General features: G+C 62.2%; 17 protein-coding genes and 4 tRNA genes. 11 read left to right on the top strand and 10 right to left on the bottom strand.

All coding sequences use genetic code 11. The features are described from left to right. Positions 1-83 precede the first annotated feature (83 nt). Entirely contained in the window at positions 84-344 is a 261-nt protein-coding gene (locus ACNQP3_RS06305) for a DUF2798 domain-containing protein (RefSeq protein ID WP_012270967.1), read from the bottom strand. Positions 345-458: 114 nt separating this feature from the next. On the opposite strand from ACNQP3_RS06305, the gene ACNQP3_RS06310 reads away from it, so the two are divergent. Then, the gene (locus ACNQP3_RS06310; RefSeq protein WP_123109102.1) at positions 459-1,388 is read left to right on the top strand and encodes a LysR family transcriptional regulator; all 930 of its coding nucleotides are present in this window, start codon (positions 459-461) and stop codon (positions 1,386-1,388) included. 42 nt (positions 1,389-1,430) lie between these two features. On the opposite strand, the gene ACNQP3_RS06315 is transcribed toward ACNQP3_RS06310, so the two are convergent. From ACNQP3_RS06315 to ACNQP3_RS06325, 3 genes are all read right to left on the bottom strand, one after another. Continuing rightward, positions 1,431-2,696, bottom strand: coding sequence for an OmpP1/FadL family transporter (locus tag ACNQP3_RS06315; protein WP_012270969.1), 1,266 nt, complete (start codon positions 2,694-2,696; stop codon positions 1,431-1,433). A gap of 147 nt (positions 2,697-2,843) precedes the next feature. Beyond that, positions 2,844-3,326, bottom strand: a complete 483-nt coding sequence (locus tag ACNQP3_RS06320; protein WP_012270970.1) for a hypothetical protein — start codon at positions 3,324-3,326, stop codon at positions 2,844-2,846. Between the two features lie 249 nt (positions 3,327-3,575). After that, complete coding sequence (locus ACNQP3_RS06325) at positions 3,576-3,800, bottom strand: hypothetical protein (RefSeq protein ID WP_009686213.1); 225 nt, start codon at positions 3,798-3,800, stop codon at positions 3,576-3,578. A gap of 951 nt (positions 3,801-4,751) precedes the next feature. On the opposite strand from ACNQP3_RS06325, the gene ACNQP3_RS06330 reads away from it, so the two are divergent. Both ACNQP3_RS06330 and rmuC read left to right on the top strand, forming a co-directional pair. Further along, the gene (locus ACNQP3_RS06330; protein WP_012270971.1) at positions 4,752-5,171 is read left to right on the top strand and encodes a tetratricopeptide repeat protein; all 420 of its coding nucleotides are present in this window, start codon (positions 4,752-4,754) and stop codon (positions 5,169-5,171) included. A 205-nt stretch (positions 5,172-5,376) separates the two neighbouring features. Next, on the top strand, positions 5,377-6,750 hold the full coding sequence (rmuC, locus tag ACNQP3_RS06335; RefSeq protein WP_171577275.1) for a DNA recombination protein RmuC: 1,374 nt from the start codon (positions 5,377-5,379) through the stop codon (positions 6,748-6,750). Here rmuC and ACNQP3_RS06340 read toward each other — a convergent pair. Both ACNQP3_RS06340 and ACNQP3_RS06345 read right to left on the bottom strand, forming a co-directional pair. Next, on the bottom strand, positions 6,722-10,201 hold the full coding sequence (locus tag ACNQP3_RS06340; RefSeq protein WP_012270973.1) for a PAS domain-containing hybrid sensor histidine kinase/response regulator: 3,480 nt from the start codon (positions 10,199-10,201) through the stop codon (positions 6,722-6,724). The two genes, rmuC and ACNQP3_RS06340, sit on opposite strands and share 29 nt — an antisense overlap. 125 nt (positions 10,202-10,326) lie before the next feature. Next, positions 10,327-11,505: an MFS transporter gene (locus tag ACNQP3_RS06345; RefSeq protein WP_012270974.1), complete on the bottom strand. Its 1,179-nt coding sequence runs from the start codon at positions 11,503-11,505 to the stop codon at positions 10,327-10,329. 153 nt (positions 11,506-11,658) lie between these two features. Between ACNQP3_RS06345 and ACNQP3_RS06350 the strand changes: the two genes are divergently transcribed. From ACNQP3_RS06350 to ACNQP3_RS06365, 4 genes are all read left to right on the top strand, one after another. Beyond that, positions 11,659-12,390 (top strand): GntR family transcriptional regulator, encoded by a 732-nt coding sequence (locus tag ACNQP3_RS06350; RefSeq protein ID WP_012270975.1) that lies wholly within the window; start codon positions 11,659-11,661, stop codon positions 12,388-12,390. A 91-nt stretch (positions 12,391-12,481) separates the two neighbouring features. Beyond that, entirely contained in the window at positions 12,482-13,756 is a 1,275-nt protein-coding gene (locus ACNQP3_RS06355) for an MFS transporter (protein ID WP_012270976.1), read from the top strand. A 24-nt stretch (positions 13,757-13,780) separates the two neighbouring features. After that, positions 13,781-14,614, top strand: a complete 834-nt coding sequence (locus ACNQP3_RS06360) for an amidohydrolase family protein (protein WP_012270977.1) — start codon at positions 13,781-13,783, stop codon at positions 14,612-14,614. Positions 14,615-14,726: 112 nt separating this feature from the next. Next, positions 14,727-16,604 carry a 1-acyl-sn-glycerol-3-phosphate acyltransferase gene (locus ACNQP3_RS06365; RefSeq protein WP_012270978.1) on the top strand — a complete coding sequence of 626 codons (1,878 nt, stop codon included), beginning with the start codon at positions 14,727-14,729 and terminating at the stop codon, positions 16,602-16,604. A gap of 9 nt (positions 16,605-16,613) precedes the next feature. Here ACNQP3_RS06365 and sugE read toward each other — a convergent pair whose 3' ends face one another. From sugE to rdgC, 3 genes are all read right to left on the bottom strand, one after another. Then, positions 16,614-16,931: a quaternary ammonium compound efflux SMR transporter SugE gene (sugE, locus tag ACNQP3_RS06370; protein ID WP_012270979.1), complete on the bottom strand. Its 318-nt coding sequence runs from the start codon at positions 16,929-16,931 to the stop codon at positions 16,614-16,616. Positions 16,932-17,036: 105 nt separating this feature from the next. After that, a complete protein-coding gene (locus ACNQP3_RS06375; RefSeq protein ID WP_012270980.1) occupies positions 17,037-18,011 on the bottom strand; it encodes a bile acid:sodium symporter family protein in 975 nt (324 codons plus the stop codon). A gap of 123 nt (positions 18,012-18,134) precedes the next feature. After that, positions 18,135-19,055, bottom strand: a complete 921-nt coding sequence (gene rdgC / locus ACNQP3_RS06380; protein ID WP_012270981.1) for a recombination-associated protein RdgC — start codon at positions 19,053-19,055, stop codon at positions 18,135-18,137. A 216-nt stretch (positions 19,056-19,271) separates the two neighbouring features. On the opposite strand from rdgC, the gene ACNQP3_RS06385 reads away from it, so the two are divergent. The 4 genes from ACNQP3_RS06385 to ACNQP3_RS06400 all read left to right on the top strand — a co-directional run bounded on the left by ACNQP3_RS06385 (position 19,272) and on the right by ACNQP3_RS06400 (position 19,773). Next, positions 19,272-19,347, top strand: a tRNA-Val gene (locus ACNQP3_RS06385). Between the two features lie 13 nt (positions 19,348-19,360). Next, positions 19,361-19,437, top strand: a tRNA-Asp gene (locus tag ACNQP3_RS06390). Between the two features lie 170 nt (positions 19,438-19,607). Continuing rightward, a tRNA-Val gene (locus ACNQP3_RS06395) sits at positions 19,608-19,683 on the top strand. Positions 19,684-19,696: 13 nt separating this feature from the next. Beyond that, positions 19,697-19,773: transfer RNA gene (locus ACNQP3_RS06400), tRNA-Asp, on the top strand. 87 nt (positions 19,774-19,860) lie between these two features. On the opposite strand, the gene map is transcribed toward ACNQP3_RS06400, so the two are convergent. Continuing rightward, positions 19,861-20,652 carry a type I methionyl aminopeptidase gene (gene map / locus ACNQP3_RS06405; RefSeq protein ID WP_012270982.1) on the bottom strand — a complete coding sequence of 264 codons (792 nt, stop codon included), beginning with the start codon at positions 20,650-20,652 and terminating at the stop codon, positions 19,861-19,863. Between the last annotated feature and the right edge of the window lie 189 nt (positions 20,653-20,841).

The following is a 20,841-nucleotide window of genomic DNA, read 5'->3' on the forward strand; positions in this document are numbered from 1 at the left end:
CGTCACCTCCCTCCGCAAGGCCTGCGTTCGGCCTCCTGAAGTCGCGAAGATCAAGATCAAGAGCCGGGCCGTGGTTGGGTGGGTTACTGTGCGTGCACCGTTATCGCCACCAATCGCACCACCACCGGCCTGACCACCAGCACACACAAAAACGCTACTGGCATCGCCAACTGATAAGCCTTGAGCACATTGCCCAGATACTCCGGTGTCACCCCGGCATTAGCCGCGGTGATCACGAAGCACATCAACAGCGCCATGATCGATGACATGTAGAACGCGAAAACATAGGGCGTGGCGACCGGGTGCAATTTGCGTCGGCTGCGCGACTGGGACAGGTTGCTCATGCGAACTCCTGAAAGTTGAATGGAGGCGCAGGTTAGCAATGCTCCGGCACGTAACTGTAGACCCGCGCTATTGAGTTCTTTATAAAGAAATTCTTACGAATCAAAGAGCGTTTCATGGACCTGCTCAACGCCATCCGCTGTTTCATCAAGGTGGTCGAGGCTGGCAGCATCGCCGCTGGTGCGCGTAATCTCGGCCTTAGCCCGGCAGCCGTCAGCCAGAACCTGGCGCGACTCGAAGGCCACCTGCGGGTACGCCTGCTCAGCCGCACCACACGCAGCATGGCCTTGACGCCTGCAGGCACCCAGTATTACGAGCGCGTGAAGCACATCGACCGTGACCTGGCCTTGGCCGAACAGGCGGTTACAACCCCAGACAGCGAGCCCCAGGGGCGGCTGTGCATCGCCTCGACGTCCGCCTTTGGCCGACACGTGCTGGCGCCGCTGATACCCGCATTCAGTGCCCGATATCCCCTACTTTCGATAGAGTTGATAACGACTGATCGCCGGGTAAACCATGCCCGTGAAGACATCGACGTAAGCCTGCGCATTGCCCCGCAACTGGAAGACCAACTGCTGGCCCGGCACATTGCCCGCATCCCGTTCATTTGCTGTGCCTCACCCGGATACCTGCACAGCGCAGGTGTACCCGCTACGCCCGAGTCATTGCTCACTCACCGGTGTCTGGTGTTTCGCTACCCGGTGGATGGGCGGTTTCTGCGCTGGGGCTTCGTGCGCGACGGGCTGCGTTTTGACGCGGAGTTCGGCAGCGTATTGATCAGTGACGATATCGATGCCCTGACCCAAATGGCACTGCATGATGGTGGCATCGCCCGCCTGGCCGAGTTCATTGTCCGGCCTCATCTTGCCTCCGGTGCGCTCGTACCGCTTTTCGAATTCAGCGACAGCGGCCAGGCCTATGCCCAGACCGAGCCGATGGATATCTACCTGTGCCTGGCCGACCGCTTTGCCATGACCACCAAAGTGCGGGTGTTCATGGACTACCTGCGCGACTGTCTGGGGGCTCGCTGTCAGGTGCAGGCATGAAAAAACCGCCACGAGGGCGGTTTTTCATGTGACGCGTACGAATCAGAAGCGGTAGGTGAGGGATGCACCGATACCGTGAGCGCTGTTCTCGTACTTGGCCTGGTAGCTGCCCTTGGTCGCGCTGACCTGGTTGACCTTGGTGTCCTCCTCCCACAGGTAGGAGTAGGCAACGTCGATGGTCATGTCGTCGCTCGGGCTCCAGCCAGCACCCACGCTGAACACTTTACGGTCGCCAGTCGGGATGCGTGGCGAGCGGTCGTGGTTGTTGGTTGGCGACTGGTCGACGGTGAAGCCGGTGCGCAGCACCCACTCCTTGTTGACCTTGTACGATGCACCAATGGCGTGAGCCCAGGTGTCATGCCAGTTCTGTTCCTCGGTAATGGTCTGGAACGCCGAGCCTGCCAGCGGTGCGGGGACATCGTTCTGCACGGTGATGTCTTTCAGGCGGCTCCAGCGCGTCCAGGTGCTACCTGCGTACAGGGTCCACTGGTCGTCCAGCTCATGGGTAACCGAGAGGTCGACGGACTCAGGCGTTTTGATCTTCAAGCTGGCGTCGAACTTGTTGCCGTTGAATGGCCCGATCAGCGGGGTGCTGACGCGGGTCTTGCCCTCGAGCTTGTAGTCCACCATCGAGTGATAGGTCAGGCCGACGCGGGTACGGTCGGTGGCCTGTACCAGAACGCCGATGTTGTAGCCAACGGCGGTATCGTCACCCTTGATCTTTACTTCGCCGTCGTTGCGGCCTGGGGTGAACGGGTTGATCAGGCTCGAGCCCAGCTCACCCTTGATGCGGTTGATGGTAGGACCGAAACCGATAGATACCTTGTCGTTGAAGGCGTAGCTGACGGTCGGCTGGAAGGTGACTACCTCGACGTGGCTCTTCTTGCCCCAGTAACGTGCGGCATCATCGCTGCCGTAGTCGGTTACCAGGCCGAAGGGTACATAGACACCGAAGCCGACGCTCCAGTGGTCATCGATTGGCTTGACGTAGTAACCCATGGGTACGCCAACGAAAGGCACCATGTCACCATCGGTTTCCCCCCCGAGGTTGCTGCCCGGGCCCGAGATATCGGACTTGGCGATGACGGCAGCGCCGCCCACGGTGAATTGTTCGCGTTTGAGGCGGGACATGCCTGCAGGGTTGCCAAACACGGTGCTGGCATCATCGGCAGAAGAAGAACGTCCCGCGAAACCTGTCCCCATGCTGCTGATGCTCTGTTCGTTGAGCGCAAAGCCGCTGGCGAGCAGTTGGCTGGATGCAAGAGCAACGGCAACGCCGAGGGAGGTTTTGAGCATTACTTTTTTCATTATTAGAAAACTCCTTGGGATCTCCGGGGCGAAAAGCTACCAACAAATCACGCGCCGCGCTATAGGCTCAATCGCAGGAGTTAGAGCGGTTTTGTAGGACAATCCGACCAAAATTCCCTTTTTTCCGGTTCAGTTGTAGGACGTGTCTCAAGATGCCTGTGGCAATTTCTGATCTATGCAGGCATGCCAGGCATGGGTGAAGTCGCGCAGGCGGCCTTGAGGGTTGAAAATTTGGCGCCAGATCCGCGCCAGTGCAAGCAAGTCGTCAGCGGCAGGGAGTGGGGTGGCCTGCTCTTCGATGAGCATCCAGGCAATCGCAGTGGAATAGCGCAGGTTGACGGTGAGCTCCAAGTGCGGGCCACCCAGGAAGGCGTGTTGGCTGGCCAGGCCGCGGATCAGGCTGGCGAGGTCGGGGTCACGGGCTAGATAATCGTCCCAGAGCGCCTGGTGACGATGTTCGCCAATACGGTAGAGGCCGTGGCCGCGCCGGTCATGCAAGGCTGAGCCGAGTGCCGACTGGCTGGCGGCGATGCCCAGCAGCAAGGCTTCGGCGCTGGCGCAGTGACGGTTCAGGTAGACCAGGGTGGGTCGGATCACATACAGACACAATTCATTCGCCGCGATACCCATGATGCCCTCGAGCAGGTAAGGGCCGGACGGGCGCTGGAGCTTGGCAGCTGGTGAATGATCAGGCCCGCCGGAAGCGGCAAGCACCGCTCGAGTTGAAGTGTAGTGTGATAATCGTGGTGTAAAGAGCTGTTTTTAAATCGATTGCTGCCTGACGTTCCACGCTATATGCCCTAAGGCAATTACGCCAAGAACGTTCAGGCAGGCTTGCGACTCGATGATTCAGCGCTTGAATGACGCGGTATTCGCCGCTCACGCGGTGAGCGACTGGCGAGTCCGGGCGATCACTGCCTGCAGCGGTTCATTGCGGCTGTACTGTTCGGGGTACAGGCGCTCGGTGTGGCAGGCAACGCCGTGTTCGTCTACCAGGGTAAAGCTGAAGCTGCCCTTGCGTGGGGCAACGATAAGGCACTTCAACGGCGAGAAGGCCTGGGAGAGGGTGCCAATGGCAGCCTGAATTTGATGATGAGTTTGCATATTGTTGGAGGTTCCTGCTTTAAACACGGGGGATATGATCCGTGCATGATAGAAACGTTCCAGTGACGCCTTTATTAAGGGACGAACGAACCTGACTGGAACAGGGCAGCCAGAGGGGGCGCAATCAAATGTGGGCGCTTGGGCTGACTGGTAGGTACTTCGGAAGGCAGGCAGCACGCCGGGGCCAAGGTTCTAGGCCGTCGGGGTGGGATCCTGATCAATCTGTCATGTGATTCGTGCTTGAACAGCGCAAGGCTGGCGACAGAATCATTGAATGGGCCGGTCCTGGTTTCAGCAGGGTCGCTCTTGGGGGGAGCGGTTCTGCAAGGACGCTTGTGGCCAGAATTGACTTTCAGCTTGGTACTAACGAGGCGCACCTTACCGCAAGTGCACAGGTATAGCAAGCACTACGTTTGTTCAGGTGAGCCGCGCAGTATGGCGCGAATTCTCGCTGCTGTGAAGAGGGGGCAAATGGCCCGTATGCGGGCCGATGTGCCCTTTTCGTGCACTCAATTGGAGGGTTATGGTGCACTTGTTCACATTCGGGGCATCCTCTGTAACAGCCTGGCAACAGGCTTCGAGAACCTCGCCAATGACTTGACTGCATGGTTAAGTCAATGAAAAAAAACACTATTTTTAGCTGGTGAAAAAATCGTCAGTTTGAGCAAAGCCCCCAATTTACGGGGGTTTGCGGGGAATAGGAGAGGGTTGTCCACCGAGTTATCCACAGGAACTGTGGATTGTCCCGGGCGCTTGCTCTAGCACGGGCGTGCCAGCAATAGAAGGAACTGTCCGACAATCGACATGCCCCGACAGACCGGGTGGTCACCCTCCTGAAAACGTCAAGAAAAGATCATTGAAATTTTTTTTCAATCCTCCAGAAATCGACAGGTCAGGGTGAAAAAAAAAGAGTAGAGTGGCGCGCCTTTCGAGTTGCCAAACCTGTTGCTCATGAAGTTCCGCGGTAAACACCTCGCCAGCCCCGCTGCATCGACACCTGCGCCTCCCGCCAAACGCTTTTCCCTGAAAGTGGCCTTGTGGCTGCTCGACAGCCCGCGCCTGGGCGACAAGCCCCAGGTCAAGCATCTGGCCGGGCGCCTGTTGAAGCAGCCAGCGCGCCAGGGCGTGGTGGTGGCGCAAAGCCGCTTGGGGCAGATGCTGTGCCGCGATTGTGGCAACGCCCGCGACCGGCGCATTGGCCATGAGCTGCTGCGCCAGGCCGCCCGTGCAGGGGATCGGCGGGCGCAATTGGAGTACGCGCGGCAGTGCCAGCATAACGAGCCTGAGCAGGCGCGCTATTGGCTGGAGCTTGCGGCAGGGCAGGGGTCGCAGGAAGCGCGGCGGCTGTTGCGGCAGTGGTTTCCTGGCTGAGGTGTGCTGACCCCGAACAGGCCCGCACAGGCAACACAGTGCTCAGGCTGATAAGCTGCGCATCAATCGTCCAGGATCTTTCGGGGTAAGCATGACAGTGGATCTGGCCAGCATTCTGCTGGGCTTGGTGGCAGGCGCTTTACCCTGCCTGGGGTGGGTCATGCAGGTGCAGCGCCGCCAGGGCGCGCGGCAAGGTGAGCAGGCTTTGCTCGAAGAGCGTCTGAACGCCGCCCAACTGGCTCAGGCCGGCTTGCAGGCGCAATTGGACGCCAGCCGCGACGAAGTCAGCGACCTCAGCGAAGCGAACACCGTCAAGCAGACCCAGCTGGCCGCCCAGGGCCGCGAGCTTGAGCTGCTGCAGATAGACCGCGACAACGCCCGTGACGCAGCTCACGCCTGGCACCTTGAACGTGCCAACCGTGAAGCCGAACTGCGCCGGCTGGAAGCGCAAACCGCCCGCCTTGAGGCCGAACTGCGTGAGCAGCAGGAAAGCCACCAGCAGCGTCTGGAAGACCTGCAGGAGGCCCGTGACACGCTGCGCGCCCAGTTCGCCGACATGGCCACCAAAATTTTCGACGAGCGCGAGCAGCGCTTCGCCCAGACCAGCCAGCAGCACCTCGGGCAGTTGCTCGACCCGCTCAAGGAGCGTATCCAGTCCTTCGAAAAACGCGTGGAGGAAAGCTACCAGCAAGAAGCCCGCGAGCGCTTCTCGCTGGGCAAGGAGCTGGAACGACTGCAACAGCTCAACTTGCGCCTCTCCGACGAAGCCACCAACCTCACGCAAGCCCTGAAGGGCCAGAAAACCCAGGGTAACTGGGGCGAGCTGATCCTCGAGCGGGTGCTGGAGCATGCTGGCCTGGAAAAAGGCCGTGAATACCAGACCCAGGTCAGCCTCAAGAGCGCCGATGGCGAGCGCTTCCAGCCCGATGTGCTGATCATGCTGCCTGGCGACAAGCAGGTGGTGGTGGACGCCAAGGTCAGCCTTACCGCGTACCAGCAGTTCGTTGCCGGCAATGACGAGGCCGCGCTCAAACAGCACGTGCAGTCGCTGCGCAGCCACGTCAAAGGGTTGTCGAGCAAGGACTACAACCGCCTCGAAGGCCTGCACAGCCTGGATTTCGTGCTGCTGTTCGTACCCATCGAGGCGGCCTTCTCGGCAGCCCTGCAGGCCGAGCCGAACTTGTTCCAGGAAGCCTTCGACCGGCAGATCGTGATCGTCAGCCCCACCACGTTGCTCGCCACCCTGCGGGTGATCGACAGCTTGTGGAAGCAGGAACGCCAGGGCCAGAACGCCCGCGAGATCGCCGAGCGCGCCGGTTGGCTGTACGACAAGTTCGTGCTGTTCATCCAGGACCTGGACGAATTGGGCAACCGCCTGCAGCAGGTGGACAAGGCCTATGCCGCCGCCCGCAATAAACTGTGCGAAGGGCGTGGCAACCTGGTCAGCCGCAGCGAACAGCTGAAGTTGCTGGGCGCCCGGGCCAGCAAGAGCCTGCCGGCAGACCTGCTGGAGCGGGCGCTGTCCGACGAGGCACTGCCTGACGAGGCGGTTACTGAACCAGGCTCAGATGGCGATTGAGCATGGCGCGCAGGGCTGCTGGCTTCACCGGCTTGGCCAGGTAATCCAGGCCCGATGCATGCACCAGGGCGATGGTTTCCTTGCTGCCGTCGGCACTGATCACCACACCGGGCACCGGTTCACCCAGGCGCGCCCGTAGCCAGCCCATCAGCCCGGTGCCGGTTTCACCGTCATCCAGGTGGTAGTCCACCAGCGCCAGGTGCGGGCGCATGCCTTTGGCCAGCAGGGCTTCGCATTCAGCTTGGTTACGCGCGGTCCATACCTGGCAACCCCACCGGCTGAGCAGGCTGTTCATGCCAATCAGGATGCTGTCTTCGTTGTCCACGCACAGCACTTGCAGCCCGGCCAGTGGCTGGCCGCCTTGTTGCTCCACCGGGGCACTTGGCACCGGGGCGGCCTGGCGGGCAATCGGCACGCTGACGCGGAACACCGTGCCCTTGCCCGGCCATGAGCGCACTTCCAGCGGGTGCCCCAGCACCCGGCACAGGCCGTCGGCGATCGCCAGGCCCAGGCCCAGGCCCTTCTCGGCGCGGGTCTGGTGGCTGTCCAGGCGCTTGAACTCCTGGAAGATCACCTGCAGCTTGTCGTCGGCAATGCCCGGGCCGCGGTCCCATACCTCCAGCCACAGGCGCTCGCCCTGTCGGCGCGCGCCCAGCAGGATTGGGCTCTTGCCGTAGCGCAGGGCATTGGTGAGGAAGTTCTGCAGCACCCGGCGCAGCAGTTTCATGTCGCTGTCCACCCGCAGGCGGCTGCCGCGCAGGCGGAACTCCAGGCCTTTTTCCGCCGCCAGCAATTTGAATTCGGCCCCCAAGGTGTCGAACAGTTCGTTGAGGGCGAACGGCTTGGCATCCGGGGTGATCTTGCCATTCTCCAGGCGTGAGATGTCCAGCAGGTCGCTGATCAGCTCTTCGGCCGAGCGCAGCGAGCTGTCCATGTGCTGCACCAGTTGCTGGGCTTCTTCATTCATGCCCTCGGCCTGCTGCGACAAGGCGGCGGAGAACAGCCTGGCGGCGTTCAGTGGCTGCATCAGGTCATGGCTGACCGCCGCCAGGAAGCGGGTCTTGGACTTGCTTACCGCTTCGGCCTGGCTCTTGGCTTCGGACAGTGCCTGGTTCAGTTGTGACAGCTCGTGGGTGCGCTCCGCCACCCGTTGCTCAAGGCCTTCGTTGGCATCGCGCAGGGCCTGTTCGGCCTCGCGGAACGGGGTGATGTCGGTGAAACTCATGACAAAGCCGCCGCCGGGCATCGGGTTGCCGATCAGTTCGATCACGCGGCCATTGGGGAACAGCCGCTCGGAGGAGTGCGCGCGGCCCTGGCGCATCCAGTGCAGACGACGCGCCACATGCACCTGGGCCTCGCCCGGACCGCACAGGCCACGTTCGGCGTTGTAGCGGATGATGTCGGCAATAGGCCGGCCGACGCTGATCAGCCCGTCGGGGTAGTTGAACAGCTCCAGATAGCGACGGTTCCAGGCCACCAGATGCAGGTTCTGGTCGACCACGCTGATGCCCTGGTTGATGTTCTCGATGGCGCCTTGCAGCAAGGCGCGGTTGAACTGCAGCACCTCGCTGGCTTCGTCGGCGATGCGCACCACGTCTTCCAGTTGCATGTCGCGGCCTTCGATGGCGGCCTTGACCACAGCGCGGGTCGACGAGGTGCCGAGCACCCCGGCCAGCAACCGTTCGGTGTGCTCGATCCAGTCACCGTCGGCGTTCTGGTTGGGGTTGAAGCCCTTGCCCTGGCGGTAGGCGAAACGGATGAAGCTCTGCCGCGCGCGCTCCTCACCGACAAAGCGCGAGGCCAGGGTCAGCAAGTCGTCGATCTGCACCGCCAGCAGCGGCTTGCTGCTGGGCCGGGCGCTGGTTTGCTGGCCGATGAAGCGGCCGGCCTGCCAGTGTTCGGAAACCCGCGTGCGCGACAGCACCGACACCCAGGCGAACAGGGTGAAGTTGCCCGCCAGTGACAGCACCACGCCCTGGGTCAGCGGGCTGATCGGCAGGTTCAGCGGGTTGCCGTGCAGCCACGCCAACCCTGGGAACAGCTGCAGCGACCAGCCCAGGCTGTGCGCGGCGATTGGCAGCACCAAGGTGTAGAACCACAGGAAAATGCCAGCGGCCAGGCCGGCGAACACGCCACGGCGGTTGGCCTGCTTCCAGTACAGCGCGCCGAGCATGGCTGGGGTGAGCTGAGTCACGGCGGCAAAGGCGATCTGGCCGATGGTCGCCAGGCTGGCGGTAGAGCCCAGCAGGCGATAGCTGACATAGGCCAGCAGCAGGATCACCACGATGGTCACCCGGCGTACCGAAAGCATCCAGTGGCGGAACGCTTCGAACGGCCGCTCGGCGTTGTTGCGCCGCAGCAGCCAGGGCAGCAGCATGTCGTTGGACACCATGGTCGATAACGCCACGGCCTCGACGATGACCATGCCGGTGGCCGCCGAGGCGCCGCCGATGAACGCCAGCAGGGCCAGGCTTGGGTGCGCCTCGGCCAGTGGCAGGCTGATGACGAACGAGTCGGAAATCACCGTGCCTGGCAGCAGCATCTGCCCGGCCAGGGCAATCGGCACCACGAACAGCGCGGCCAGTGCCAGGTACATTGGGAAGACCCAGCGCGCCAGGCGCATGTCCTGGGGTTCGATGTTCTCCACCACGGTCACATGGAATTGCCGTGGCAGGCAGATGATCGCCATCATCGCCACGGCGGTTTGCACCACCATCGACGGCCAGTTGATGGTCTCCTGCCAATAGTCCTGCAGGTGGATCGACTGGCGGGCCTGGCTGAACAGGTCGTCGAAACCGTCATACAGGTTGAAGACCACGAAGATACCGACGGCGAGGAAGGCCAGCAGCTTGATCAGCGATTCGAAGGCAATCGCCAGGACCATGCCACGGTGGTGTTCGGTCACGTCCAGGCTGCGGGTGCCGAACACGATGGCGAACAGTGCCAGCACCAGCGACACCACCAGCGCGGTGTCCTGCACGCGGGTACCGGTTGCATCAGCGTTGGCGCCGATCAGCAGGTTCACGCCCAGCACGATGCCCTTGAGCTGCAAGGCGATGTACGGCAGCACGCCGATCAGGCAGATCAGCGCCACCACCACCGCCAGTGTCTGCGACTTGCCATAGCGCGCGGCGATGAAGTCGGCGATCGAGGTGATGTTCTGCTGTTTGCTGATCAGCACCATCTTCTGCAGCACCCAAGGCGCGAAGATCAGCAGCAGCACCGGACCCAGGTAGATGGGCAGGAACGCCCAGAGCTGTTCGGCGGCCTGGCCGACGGCGCCGAAGAAGGTCCAGCTGGTGCAGTACACGGCCAGCGACAGGCTGTACACCCAGGCACGCAGCTTCGGCGGCAACGGCGTGCTGCGGCGGTCGCCATAGAAGGCGATGGCGAACATGATGGCCATATAGGCCAGGGCGACCACGGCGATCAGCCCGCTGGACAACGACATGAAGACTCCGAAGCAAAAAAGGTAACGCGGTCCCGATCAATCAGTCTGGCACGCAGGTGCCGCTTCGTCAGCGCAGACGATGGTTGTAGGCCTGAGCTTGCGCGTGATTGATCTGAAACAAAACATCAATCTTTTCGGGTGCCCATCCCATAAAACACGCCCGCCAGTATCACCGACAACACCAGCAGGTAGAAGATCGCCCCCGGCCACAGATGCACCAGGGCGAACCCCACCATCACCGGCCCCAGCGCCGCCCCCAGGTTGGACAGGTTCTGCGCACCGTAATACACCCCGCGCAAGTGTTCCGGTGCGATCAGGTCGATGAACATGTACTCGGCCGGGATCACGATGATCTCGCCCAGGGTGAACACCAGCATCGCCAGGCACCAGGCCAGTACCGAGCCGGCCAGCGCGAAACCCAGCAGCCCGGCAATGAACAGGCCCATGCCGGCCAGCAGCCAGGGCATCAGGCGCTGGCGGCTGATGCGGCGCCCAATCAGGTACTGCAGGGCAATCACCGTCACCGCGTTGGTGGTCACCAGGTAGCCGACCAGGCGCGCCGCTTCGGCCGGGCTGCTGGTTACCACCAGGTACTGGGACAGGTAGGCGGTGAACTGGCCGAACACCACCGCGCTGAGCACCCCGCCCAGGGTGAAGCACACCAGCCGGCGATCACGCGCCAGCCCCAGCGCCACCTGGCCGAAGCCGGCCGCAGGCTTTTCGGGTGCGCTGGCCTGCAGGCTGCGGTCGCCAAGGCGCCAGTAAGCCACGCACATGACCAGGCCAAGCACGGCAGAGGCGATGAACGGCATATGGTCGTTCAGCTCCAGCATGGCCACGCCCAACAGCGGGCCGGCGGCGTAGCCGACGTTGCTGAGGGTGTACTTGATGGCGAACACCTCGGCCCGCTCCTCCACCGGCAGCAACGCGCAGAAGCCCGCCTTGGCGGCGATGTCGACCACTGCCAGGGCCAGGTTGATCAGCACCAGGCACAAGAAGAACAACAGCGCCGAACGGCTGGCGACCGCGCCGATGAAGGCCAGGGCGAACAGCAGTGTGCTGGCGCTGACCAGCGTGTGGTTGCGCAAGGTGTCGACCAGATGGCCGCCATACAGGCTCAGCAGCGAGGCAATGATCAGCGCGCCGCCGATCAGCAGGCCGATCTGGCTGATCGGCAGCTGAAAGTTGTCGGCCAGGTACACCACCAGGTAGGGCAGGGTGAGGGCGCGGGCGACGGTTAGGCTGAAGGTGGTGAGCAGCAGCAGGCGTACGGTGTGCGGGTAGCGTTTGATGGCGGCGAGCATTGCCACGTCCTTGTTGTTCTGGTGTTCCCAGGCACAAGCATAAGCCAGGCGCGGTGCCTGGCGACAGGCGGAGGATTGACAACCCGTATGCCACGGGGAATACTCACGAAAAATTCATATATATGTTTATATAACAAGACGAGAGCGAGACCCATGCACCCATTGACCGGTGATGCTCGACTGCCCCGCTACCAACAACTGCGCGACCACATGGTCGAGCAGATCGCCAACAACCGCTGGCGCCCCGGCGAAGCGATCCCGACCGAAGCAGCCTTGGCTTCCGAATTCGATATGTCGGTCGGCACCGTGCGCAAGGCCGTCGATGTGCTGGTGGCCGAAGGCGTGCTGGAACGCCAGCAGGGCCGCGGCACTTTTATCCGCCGCCCACAGTTCCAGTCTTCGCTGTTTCGCTTCTTTCGCTTCGAGGCCGCCAATGGCGAGCGCGTGGTGCCAGAAAGCCGCATCCTGTCCATCGAGCCGCTGGCGGCGCCATCGGCGGTGGCTGAGGCCCTGGGCCTGGCGCTCGAAACCGATGTGATCCGCATCGTTCGTACCCGTCTGCTTGGCGCCCAGCCCGTGCTGGCGGAGGAAATCTGGCTGCCGCGCCAGACCTTCCAGCCGTTGCTGGATGTGGAGTTGAACAGCAAGGGCCCGCTGCTGTACCCGATCTACGAAGAACTGTGCGGCCAGGTAGTCGCCTACGCCGAAGAGACCCTGACTGCCGAAGCGGTCGACGCGGTGCATGGCCGCCTATTGCAACTACCAGTCGACAGCCCGGTGGTGGTGATCGAGCGCCTGGCCCGTGACTACGCCGGCCAGCCGCTGGAATGGCGCCGCTCGCGCGGCCATGCGCAGCACTTCCGCTACCGCATCGACATCCGCTAAGCCGGCCGCTTCACCCCCGTTACCCGTCTGCGCCGCTTTGCCACGGCGCAGTGGCTTCGCCTGCCCGCAACACACTAAAAGGATAACAATCATGTTCAGTTGGTATCGCCAGATCACTTCACGGGAACGCAAGACGTTCTGGGCCTGCTTCGGCGGTTGGTCGCTCGATGCGCTTGAAGTGCAGATGTTCGGCCTGGCTATCCCTGCGTTGATCGCTGCGTTCTCCCTGAGCAAGGGCGATGCCGGCCTGATCAGTGGCCTGACCCTGGTGACCTCGGCAATCGGTGGCTGGCTGGGCGGCACGCTGTCCGACCGTTACGGCCGTGTGCGAACCCTGCAATGGATGATTCTCTGGTTCTCCTTCTTCACTTTCCTCTCGGCATTCGTCACCGGCTTTTACCCGCTGCTGTTCGTCAAGGCCATGCAAGGCTTCGGCATCGGTGGCGAATGGGCGGCCGGCGCGGTGTTGATGGCCGAAACCATCAACCCGAAATATCGTGGCAAGGTCATGGGCACGGTACAGAGCGCCTGGGCCGTGGGTTGGGGCCTGGCGGTGGCGCTGTTCACGTTGATCTACTCGCTGGTGCCGCAGGAATTCGCCTGGCGGGTCATGTTCTTCGTCGGCCTGCTGCCGTCACTGCTGATCATCTGGGTACGCCGCAATGTGCCCGAGCCGGACAGCTTCCAGCGCCTGCAGAAAGAAAACGCCATCCCCACCCGCTTCCTGCAGTCGATGGCTGGCATCTTCCGCCCGGAACTGCTGCGCGTGACCCTGCTGGGCGGCTTGCTCGGCCTGGGTGCTCACGGTGGCTACCACGCGGTGATGACCTGGTTGCCGACCTTCCTCAAAACCGAACGCAACCTTTCAGTGCTGAACTCCGGCGGTTACCTGGCGGTGATCATCCTGGCCTTCTGGTGCGGCTGCGTGGTCAGTGGCCTGCTGATCGACCGCATTGGGCGCCGCAAGAACATCCTGCTGTTCGCGCTGTGCTGCGTGCTGACCGTGCAGGCCTATGTGTTCTTCCCGCTGACCAATACCCAGATGCTGTTCCTCGGCTTCCCGCTGGGCTTCTTCGCTGCCGGCATCCCGGCCAGCCTGGGCGCGTTCTTCAATGAACTGTACCCAGCTGATGTGCGCGGGGCCGGGGTGGGCTTTTGCTACAACTTTGGCCGCGTGCTGTCGGCGGTATTCCCGTTCCTGGTCGGCCACATGAGTGAGTCGATGTCGCTGGGCAGTGCCATTGGCATCGATGCTGGCATTGCCTATGGCGTGGCGGTGATCGCTGCCCTGTGCCTGCCGGAAACCCGTGGCCGTAACCTTGAATCTGCACCCGCGCCGGAAATGGCCGGTGCTGCTGCCAAGTAACCTGACCTTGTTTGTATGAGAACCATGCCCGACGCTCCTGCTTTACACCTGACTGCCATCGACAGCCACGCCCACGTATTCAGCCGTGGGTTGAACCTGGCCAGCGTGCGGCGTTACGCGCCCAGCTACGATGCGCCGCTGGGCGACTACCTGGGCCAGTTGCTGGCCCATGGTTTCAGCCATGGCGTGCTGGTTCAGCCCAGCTTCCTCGGTACCGACAATCGTTACCTGCTCAGTGCCTTGCAGACCGTGCCGGGGCAATTGCGCGGGGTGGTGATGCTGGAGCGAAATGTCGAACGGGCGAGCCTGGACGAAATGGCAAGGTTGGGCGTGAGGGGTGTGCGCTTGAACCTCATGGGGCAGGCCTTGCCTGACCTGACCGGCGCCGAATGGCGGCCTATGTTGGAGCGCATTGGCGAGCAGGGCTGGCACCTGGAGCTGCATCGGCAAGTGGCCGACATACCGGCGTTGGTGCGGGCCCTCGAACCCTATGGGCTGGACATCGTGATCGACCATTTTGGCCGGCCCGATGCCCGCCGTGGCCTCGGCCAGCCGGGGTTCGCCGAGCTGCTGACCCTGGGCGGACGGGGCAAGGTCTGGGTGAAGGTGTCTGGCATCTATCGGCTGGAAGGTTCGCCCGAGGAGAACCTTTCATTCGCCCGTCAGACGCTATGCGCGCTGGAAGCCCATTACGGGGCGCAGCGGTTGATGTGGGGCAGTGACTGGCCGCATACCCAGCATGAATCGGCAGTGAGTTTCGGCACCGCTGTCGAGCAGTTCGACGCCCTGGGCTGTTCGGCGCAGTTGCGCCGGGCCTTGTTGTTGGATACCGCGCAGGCGTTGTTCGGTTTCGAGTGATGCAGTACCTGTTCTGAAGGCTCGGCTTGCCAGTCAACGCATTTCCCATGCAGATTTGTGGCCTGGCGTGCCCGGCGCGCCTCCAATTGAAAAGCCCTCAGGACCATGGACGATGAGTCACTCCTCGCAATTCACCTTGCTCGGCAAGCGGCGTTTCCTGCCGTTTTTCATCACCCAGTCGCTGGGTGCCTTCAACGACAACCTGTTCAAGCAGTCGCTGATTCTGGCGATCCTGTTCAGGCTCAGCCTGGGCGACGGCGACCGGTCGATCTGGGTCAACCTGTGCGCCTTGCTGTTCATCCTGCCGTTTTTCCTGTTCTCGGCACTGGGCGGGCAGTTCGGTGAAAAGTTCGCCAAGGACGCGTTGATCCGCGCGATCAAACTGGCCGAAATCGCGATCATGGCAGTGGGTGCGCTGGGCTTTATCACCAACCACCTGGCGTTGATGCTGGTGGCGCTGTTCGGCATGGGCACCCATTCGGCACTGTTTGGCCCGGTGAAGTATTCAATCCTGCCGCAGGCCCTGCGTGAGGAAGAGTTGGTTGGCGGCAATGGGCTGGTGGAAACCGGCACCTTCCTCGCCATCCTCGCTGGCACCATCGGTGCCGGGGTGATGATGTCGGCCGACAGCTACGCCTCGGTGGTGGCCGGTGGCGTGGTCGGCACGGCGGTGCTCGGCTACCTGGCCAGCCGCTGGATCCCCCGGGCTGCCGCCGCATCGCCGCAGATGACACTGGACTGGAACATCTTCAAGCAGTCCTGGGCGATTCTGCGCATGGGCCTGGGCCAGCCGCCAGCGGTGTCGCGCTCGATCGTCGGCAACTCGTGGTTCTGGTTCGTCGGCGCCATCTACCTTACGCAGATCCCGGCCTACGCCAAGGACTGGCTGCACGGTGACGGCACGGTGGTGACCCTGGTGCTGACGCTGTTCTCGGTGGGTATCGCCCTGGGCTCATTGCTGTGCGAGCGCCTTAGCGGGCGCAAGGTGGAGATTGGCCTGGTGCCGTTCGGCTCGTTCGGCCTGACCCTGTTCGGCTTGCTGTGGTGGTGGCATTCCGGTGATGTTCCGGCTGCGGCGGCGCCGCACGACTGGCTGGCGCTGCTGGGCATGAGCCAGGCCTGGTGGATCTTGTTGTCGATCGTCGGTCTGGGGGTATTCGGCGGCTTTTACATCGTGCCGTTGTATGCGTTGATCCAGGCCCGCACGGCCGAAGACCAGCGGGCCCGGGTGATCGCGGCCAACAACATCCTCAATGCCTTGTTCATGGTGGTGTCGGCGGTGCTCACCATTGGCCTGCTGGGGCTGGCAGGCTTTACCATCCCGCAGCTGTTCCTGGTGGTGTCGCTGCTCAACATCGCGGTCAACGCCTACATCTTCAGGATCGTGCCCGAGTTCACCATGCGCTTCCTGATCTGGTTGCTCAGCCATTCGATGTATCGCGTGCAGCATCGCGACCTTGAACGCATCCCTGACGAAGGCGCGGCGTTGCTGGTGTGCAACCACGTTTCATTCGTCGATGCGCTGCTGCTGGGTGGGGCTATCCGCCGGCCGATCCGCTTTGTCATGTACTACAAGATCTACAACCTGCCGGTGCTCAACTTCGTGTTCCGCACCGCTGGCGCCATCCCGATAGCCGGGCGTAACGAAGACCTGGCGACCTACGAGCGCGCCTTCGCGCGAATTGCCCAGTACCTGGCCGAGGGGGAGCTGGTGTGCATCTTCCCGGAAGGCAAGTTGACCGGTGATGGCGAAATCGATGTGTTCAAGGGCGGCGTCAACCGCATCCTCGAAGAAACGCCGGTGCCGGTGATTCCGCTGGCCTTGCAGGGGCTGTGGGGCAGCTTCTTCAGCCGCGACCCGGCCAAGGGCTTTTTCAAGCGCCTGTGGTCGCGGGTGACCATTGTGGCAGGCGCCGCCATCCCAGTGGAGGCGGCGCAGCCAGAGTTGTTGCGCGAGCAGGTCAGCCGTTTGCGCGGTAACCTGCGCTAGGGGAGGGGGTTAGCTGGCGCTGACTTTAAGGCCGACCAGGCCGCAGACGATCAGTGCCACGCTGACCAGCCGTACCAGGGCCATCGATTCGCCGAACAGGATGATGCCAGCGATCACCGTGCCCACGGCACCGACGCCAGTCCAGATGGCATAGGCGGTGCCCAGTGGCAGCTCCTTCATGGCCAGGCCCAGCAGGCCAAGGCTGATGACCATGGCGCCGACGGTAAGTACGGTGGGAATCGGCTTGCTGAAGCCGTCGGTGTATTTCAGGCCGACGGCCCAGCCGACCTCGAACAGGCCGGCAAAGAACAGGATGATCCAGGACATGAGTGTGTCTCCATCGTTTGAATGATGGGGCCGTCCCCGGAATGGTCACGCGGTGCGTCGTGAGGTCGTCCTCACAGTGGCCACTATGGTGCACACCTGAAGGTTTCAGGGCAAGCCTGTGCGGGCGGGTTCCACTGCTTCGGTTTCCACCGCCGGCTCATTCATCCGCCGGAACCAGGTGGACAATAGCGCCCCGGAAATATTGTGCCAAACACTGAACAAGGCGCTCGGCACCGCCGCCAGTGGCGAGAAGTGCGCTGCTGCCAGTGCCGCGCCAAGCCCGGAGTTCTGCATGCCCACCTCCAGTGCCAGTGACTTGCGCTGGGCCAGCGGCAGCTTGCACAGCTTGCCGGTCAGGTACCCCAGCAAATAGCCGAAGCTGTTGTGCAGCATCACCACCGCCATGATCAGCAACCCCGACTCGGCGATTTTCGCCTGGCTGGCCGCCACCACCGCACACACGATCATCACGATACTCACCACCGACACCAGTGGCAGCACCTGCACCGCCGCCTGCACGCGGGCACCGAGCAAGCGCTGGGCCAGCACGCCGAGCACGATCGGCAGCATGACAAGCTGCAGGATCGACCAGAACATGTCCATGAAGGACACCGGCAACCAGGCCGATGCCAGGAACCAAATCAGCGCCGGGGTCAGTAGCGGTGCCAGCAGGGTGGTGACCGCAGCGATCGCCACGGCCAGCGCCAGGTCGCCACGCGACAGCCAGACCATCACGTTCGATGCCGTGCCGCTTGGGCAGCAACCAACCAGGATCACGCCCACGGCAATTTCCGGCGGCAGGTGGAACAGCTGGCACAGCAGCCAGGCCATGCCGGGCATGATCACGAAGTGCGCGACCACGCCCAACATCACCCGCCAAGGCTGGCGGGCGAGGGCGGCGAAGTCGTCGAGCTTGAGGGTAAGGCCCATGCCGAACATCACCAGCCCCAGCAGCGGCACAATGGCCACCTTGAGGGCGATGAACCATTGCGGTTGCAGGAAAGCCAGCACGGCGAAAACCAGCACCCACAGGGCGAAGGTATTGCCGACGAAGCGGCTTAAGGCGGCGAGGGCACGCATGGGCAATTCCTTTTCTTTTTATAGCTGTGTGGATTTTATTGGCCCTTTCGCGGGTTTACCCGCGAAGAGGCCGGTGCAGGCAAAAAATCACTTCCAGGCCAGCACCGGTCCTTCAAGAGAACATCAGACCCCTTGCGGAATCTCTTCTCCACCCAGTGCCTCGAACAGCACCGGCAGGAACTCGGCAAAGGTCATCATCATCAGCTGGAAGCTGGCATCGAACTGCTGCGCAGCTTCATCGCCACCGTCCTGCTCGGCTTGCTCTTGCAGCAGCTCTTCGAACTTCAGGCGCTTGATGACCATCTTGTCGTCGAGAATGAACGACAGCTTGTCCTGCCAGGCCAGGGCCAGCTGGGTCACTACCTTGCCAGTGCTCAGGTGCAGCTGGATTTCCTCGCCCGTCAGGTCCTGGCGCTTGCAGCGCACGATACCGCCGTCTTCGGCCGTGTCGCGCAGCTCGCATTCGTCCAGCACATGGAAGCCTTCGGCGGCTTGCTGCGACTTGACCCAGTCGGTCATGGTGGCAACCGGTGCAACTTTTACCGTGGCAGGGCGCACCGGCAGCGAGCCCATCACTTCACGCAGGGTCGACAACAGGTCTTCGGCACGCTTGGCGCTGGCCGAGTTGACCAGAATCACGCCCAGGCGCGGGGCGATGGCGGCGAAGATCATCGAGCGGCGGATGAACGCGCGCGGCAGGAAGGCCTGGATGATCTCGTCCTTGATCTGGTCGCGTTCCTTTTTATAGACCTTGCGCATTTGCTCGGTCTCGATCTCTTCGACCTTTTCCTTGACCGCGTCGTTGACCACGCTGCTAGGCAGGATGCGTTCTTCCTTGCGTGCGGCAATCAGCAGGTACTCGCCGCTGACATGCACCAGGGGAGCGTCTTCGCCTTTGCCGAACGGCGCGACGAAACCGTAGGTGGTCAGCTCCTGGCTGGCGCATGGGCGGGCCGGCTTGCTGGCCAGGGCGGCTTCCAACGCTTCAGGCTCGAACGGAACTTCCTGGGTCAGGCGGTAGGTCAGCAGGTTCTTGAACCACATGAGGGGCAATCTCTCCTTAATGCATAAGGCGGGCATTATTCTCCGTGCGCTGATCTGAGGCCAGCCCTGTCACAGGGCCAGCAGTGACTAATGCGGGAAAGAAACGCACGCCAACGCTAGGTCTTTGAAAGGCATGAGGTTTTTTTTGAAAAAAGTTTAAAAAGTGCTTGCCAGGGTATGGGGCCGTCCGTAGAATGCGCGCCACACCGAGACGAAGGGTGATTAGCTCAGCCGGGAGAGCATCTGCCTTACAAGCAGAGGGTCGGCGGTTCGATCCCGTCATCACCCACCACTCGATGTATAGCGCAGCGGTAGTTCAGTCGGTTAGAATACCGGCCTGTCACGCCGGGGGTCGCGGGTTCGAGTCCCGTCCGCTGCGCCATATTCCACTTCCAGGGCCCACTGAACACCCGGAAGTAACAAAGAAAGCGACCTTAGGGTCGCTTTTTTTGTGCCTGTATTTTGCTGTTTGATCCAAGTTTGAAAAAACTTCGATAAGTGCTTGCCAGAGCGCAAAGTCGCCCGTAGAATGCGCGCCACACCGAGAGACATGGGTGATTAGCTCAGCCGGGAGAGCATCTGCCTTACAAGCAGAGGGTCGGCGGTTCGATCCCGTCATCACCCACCACTCGATGTATAGCGCAGCGGTAGTTCAGTCGGTTAGAATACCGGCCTGTCACGCCGGGGGTCGCGGGTTCGAGTCCCGTCCGCTGCGCCATATTCCACTTCCAGGGCCCACTGAACACCCGGAAGTAACAAAGAAAGCGACCTTAGGGTCGCTTTTTTTGTGCCTGCAGTTTCAGCGTCAGCGCTCTTCCTCCCGCAGCGTCAGCACCTCGAACCCTTGCTCGGTCACTGCCACGGTGTGCTCCCATTGCGCCGACAGGCTGTGGTCACGGGTAATCACCGTCCAGCCGTCCTTCATTTCTCGCGTGCCACGCTTACCCTGGTTGATCATCGGCTCGATGGTAAACACCATGCCCGGCTTCAGCTTCATGCCCATGCCGCGCTGGCCAATGTGCAGCACCTCGGGCCCCTCATGCATCTGCTGGCCAATGCCGTGCCCGCAATACTCGCGTACCACGCTGTAGCCCGCAGCCTCGGCATGGGCCTGCACGGCATGGCCGATATCACCCAGCGTCGCCCCAGGGCGCACCTGCTCGATGCCTTTCCACAATGCGTCGTAGGTAGTGTCGACCAACCGCCGGGCTTCATCGCTGATCGCTCCGATGCCATACATCTTCGAAGAGTCGGCAATGTAGCCGCCCTGTTCCAGGGTGATGTCGACGTTGATGATCGAGCCTTCCTTGAGCACTTCATCGACTTTGGGTATGCCGTGGCACACCACATGGTCCACCGAGGTATTGAGCGAGTAGGGGAAGCCATACTGGCCTTTGCTCGCTGGCCGCGCCTTGAGTGTATTGACGATGAATGCCTCGGCGCGATCGTTGATCTGCATGGTGGTGACACCGGGGCGGATGAAGCTGTCGAGGTCGGCGAACACCTGGGCCAGCAGTTGGCCGGCGCGGCGCATCAGGTCGAGTTGGGCGGGGGTCTTGATGATCACCTGAGACATAGGGGGAGGGCAGTTGCTCATGCTGGAATGTGCCCCAGCATAGCGCCTGGGGCTGTGAAGTTGCCACCGCATGGTGCGCAAGATAGGCCACAGCACGGCCTTTGTGGGAGCGTGAGGCGGCTGGCCCATTAATTGCTGACTTACCTCCCATCCAGGGCGGTCAACGTCGACAGCCCACACAACCTCACGACAAAGGCGCCGTGTTGCCCC

This window comes from Pseudomonas sp. LFS074 (assembly GCF_047978165.1).
Classification (GTDB): domain Bacteria; phylum Pseudomonadota; class Gammaproteobacteria; order Pseudomonadales; family Pseudomonadaceae; genus Aquipseudomonas; species Aquipseudomonas putida_P.

Excerpts from the sequence above, each read along its gene's own strand:
- map (WP_012270982.1), bottom strand. The coding sequence starts at position 20,652 with ATGAGCAACTGCCCTCCCCCTATGTCTCAGGTGATCATCAAGACCCCC.
- ACNQP3_RS06325 (WP_009686213.1), bottom strand. The coding sequence starts at position 3,800 with ATGCAAACTCATCATCAAATTCAGGCTGCCATTGGCACCCTCTCCCAG.
- ACNQP3_RS06330 (WP_012270971.1), top strand. The coding sequence starts at position 4,752 with ATGAAGTTCCGCGGTAAACACCTCGCCAGCCCCGCTGCATCGACACCT.
- sugE (WP_012270979.1), bottom strand. The coding sequence starts at position 16,931 with ATGTCCTGGATCATCCTGTTCTTTGCCGGCCTGTTCGAGGTCGGCTGG.
- ACNQP3_RS06360 (WP_012270977.1), top strand. The coding sequence starts at position 13,781 with ATGCCCGACGCTCCTGCTTTACACCTGACTGCCATCGACAGCCACGCC.
- rdgC (WP_012270981.1), bottom strand. The coding sequence starts at position 19,055 with ATGTGGTTCAAGAACCTGCTGACCTACCGCCTGACCCAGGAAGTTCCG.
- ACNQP3_RS06355 (WP_012270976.1), top strand. The coding sequence starts at position 12,482 with ATGTTCAGTTGGTATCGCCAGATCACTTCACGGGAACGCAAGACGTTC.
- ACNQP3_RS06350 (WP_012270975.1), top strand. The coding sequence starts at position 11,659 with ATGCACCCATTGACCGGTGATGCTCGACTGCCCCGCTACCAACAACTG.
- ACNQP3_RS06365 (WP_012270978.1), top strand. The coding sequence starts at position 14,727 with ATGAGTCACTCCTCGCAATTCACCTTGCTCGGCAAGCGGCGTTTCCTG.
- ACNQP3_RS06375 (WP_012270980.1), bottom strand. The coding sequence starts at position 18,011 with ATGCGTGCCCTCGCCGCCTTAAGCCGCTTCGTCGGCAATACCTTCGCC.
- ACNQP3_RS06315 (WP_012270969.1), bottom strand. The coding sequence starts at position 2,696 with ATGAAAAAAGTAATGCTCAAAACCTCCCTCGGCGTTGCCGTTGCTCTT.
- ACNQP3_RS06310 (WP_123109102.1), top strand. The coding sequence starts at position 459 with ATGGACCTGCTCAACGCCATCCGCTGTTTCATCAAGGTGGTCGAGGCT.
- ACNQP3_RS06340 (WP_012270973.1), bottom strand. The coding sequence starts at position 10,201 with ATGTCGTTGTCCAGCGGGCTGATCGCCGTGGTCGCCCTGGCCTATATG.
- ACNQP3_RS06320 (WP_012270970.1), bottom strand. The coding sequence starts at position 3,326 with ATGGGTATCGCGGCGAATGAATTGTGTCTGTATGTGATCCGACCCACC.
- ACNQP3_RS06305 (WP_012270967.1), bottom strand. The coding sequence starts at position 344 with ATGAGCAACCTGTCCCAGTCGCGCAGCCGACGCAAATTGCACCCGGTC.
- ACNQP3_RS06345 (WP_012270974.1), bottom strand. The coding sequence starts at position 11,505 with ATGCTCGCCGCCATCAAACGCTACCCGCACACCGTACGCCTGCTGCTG.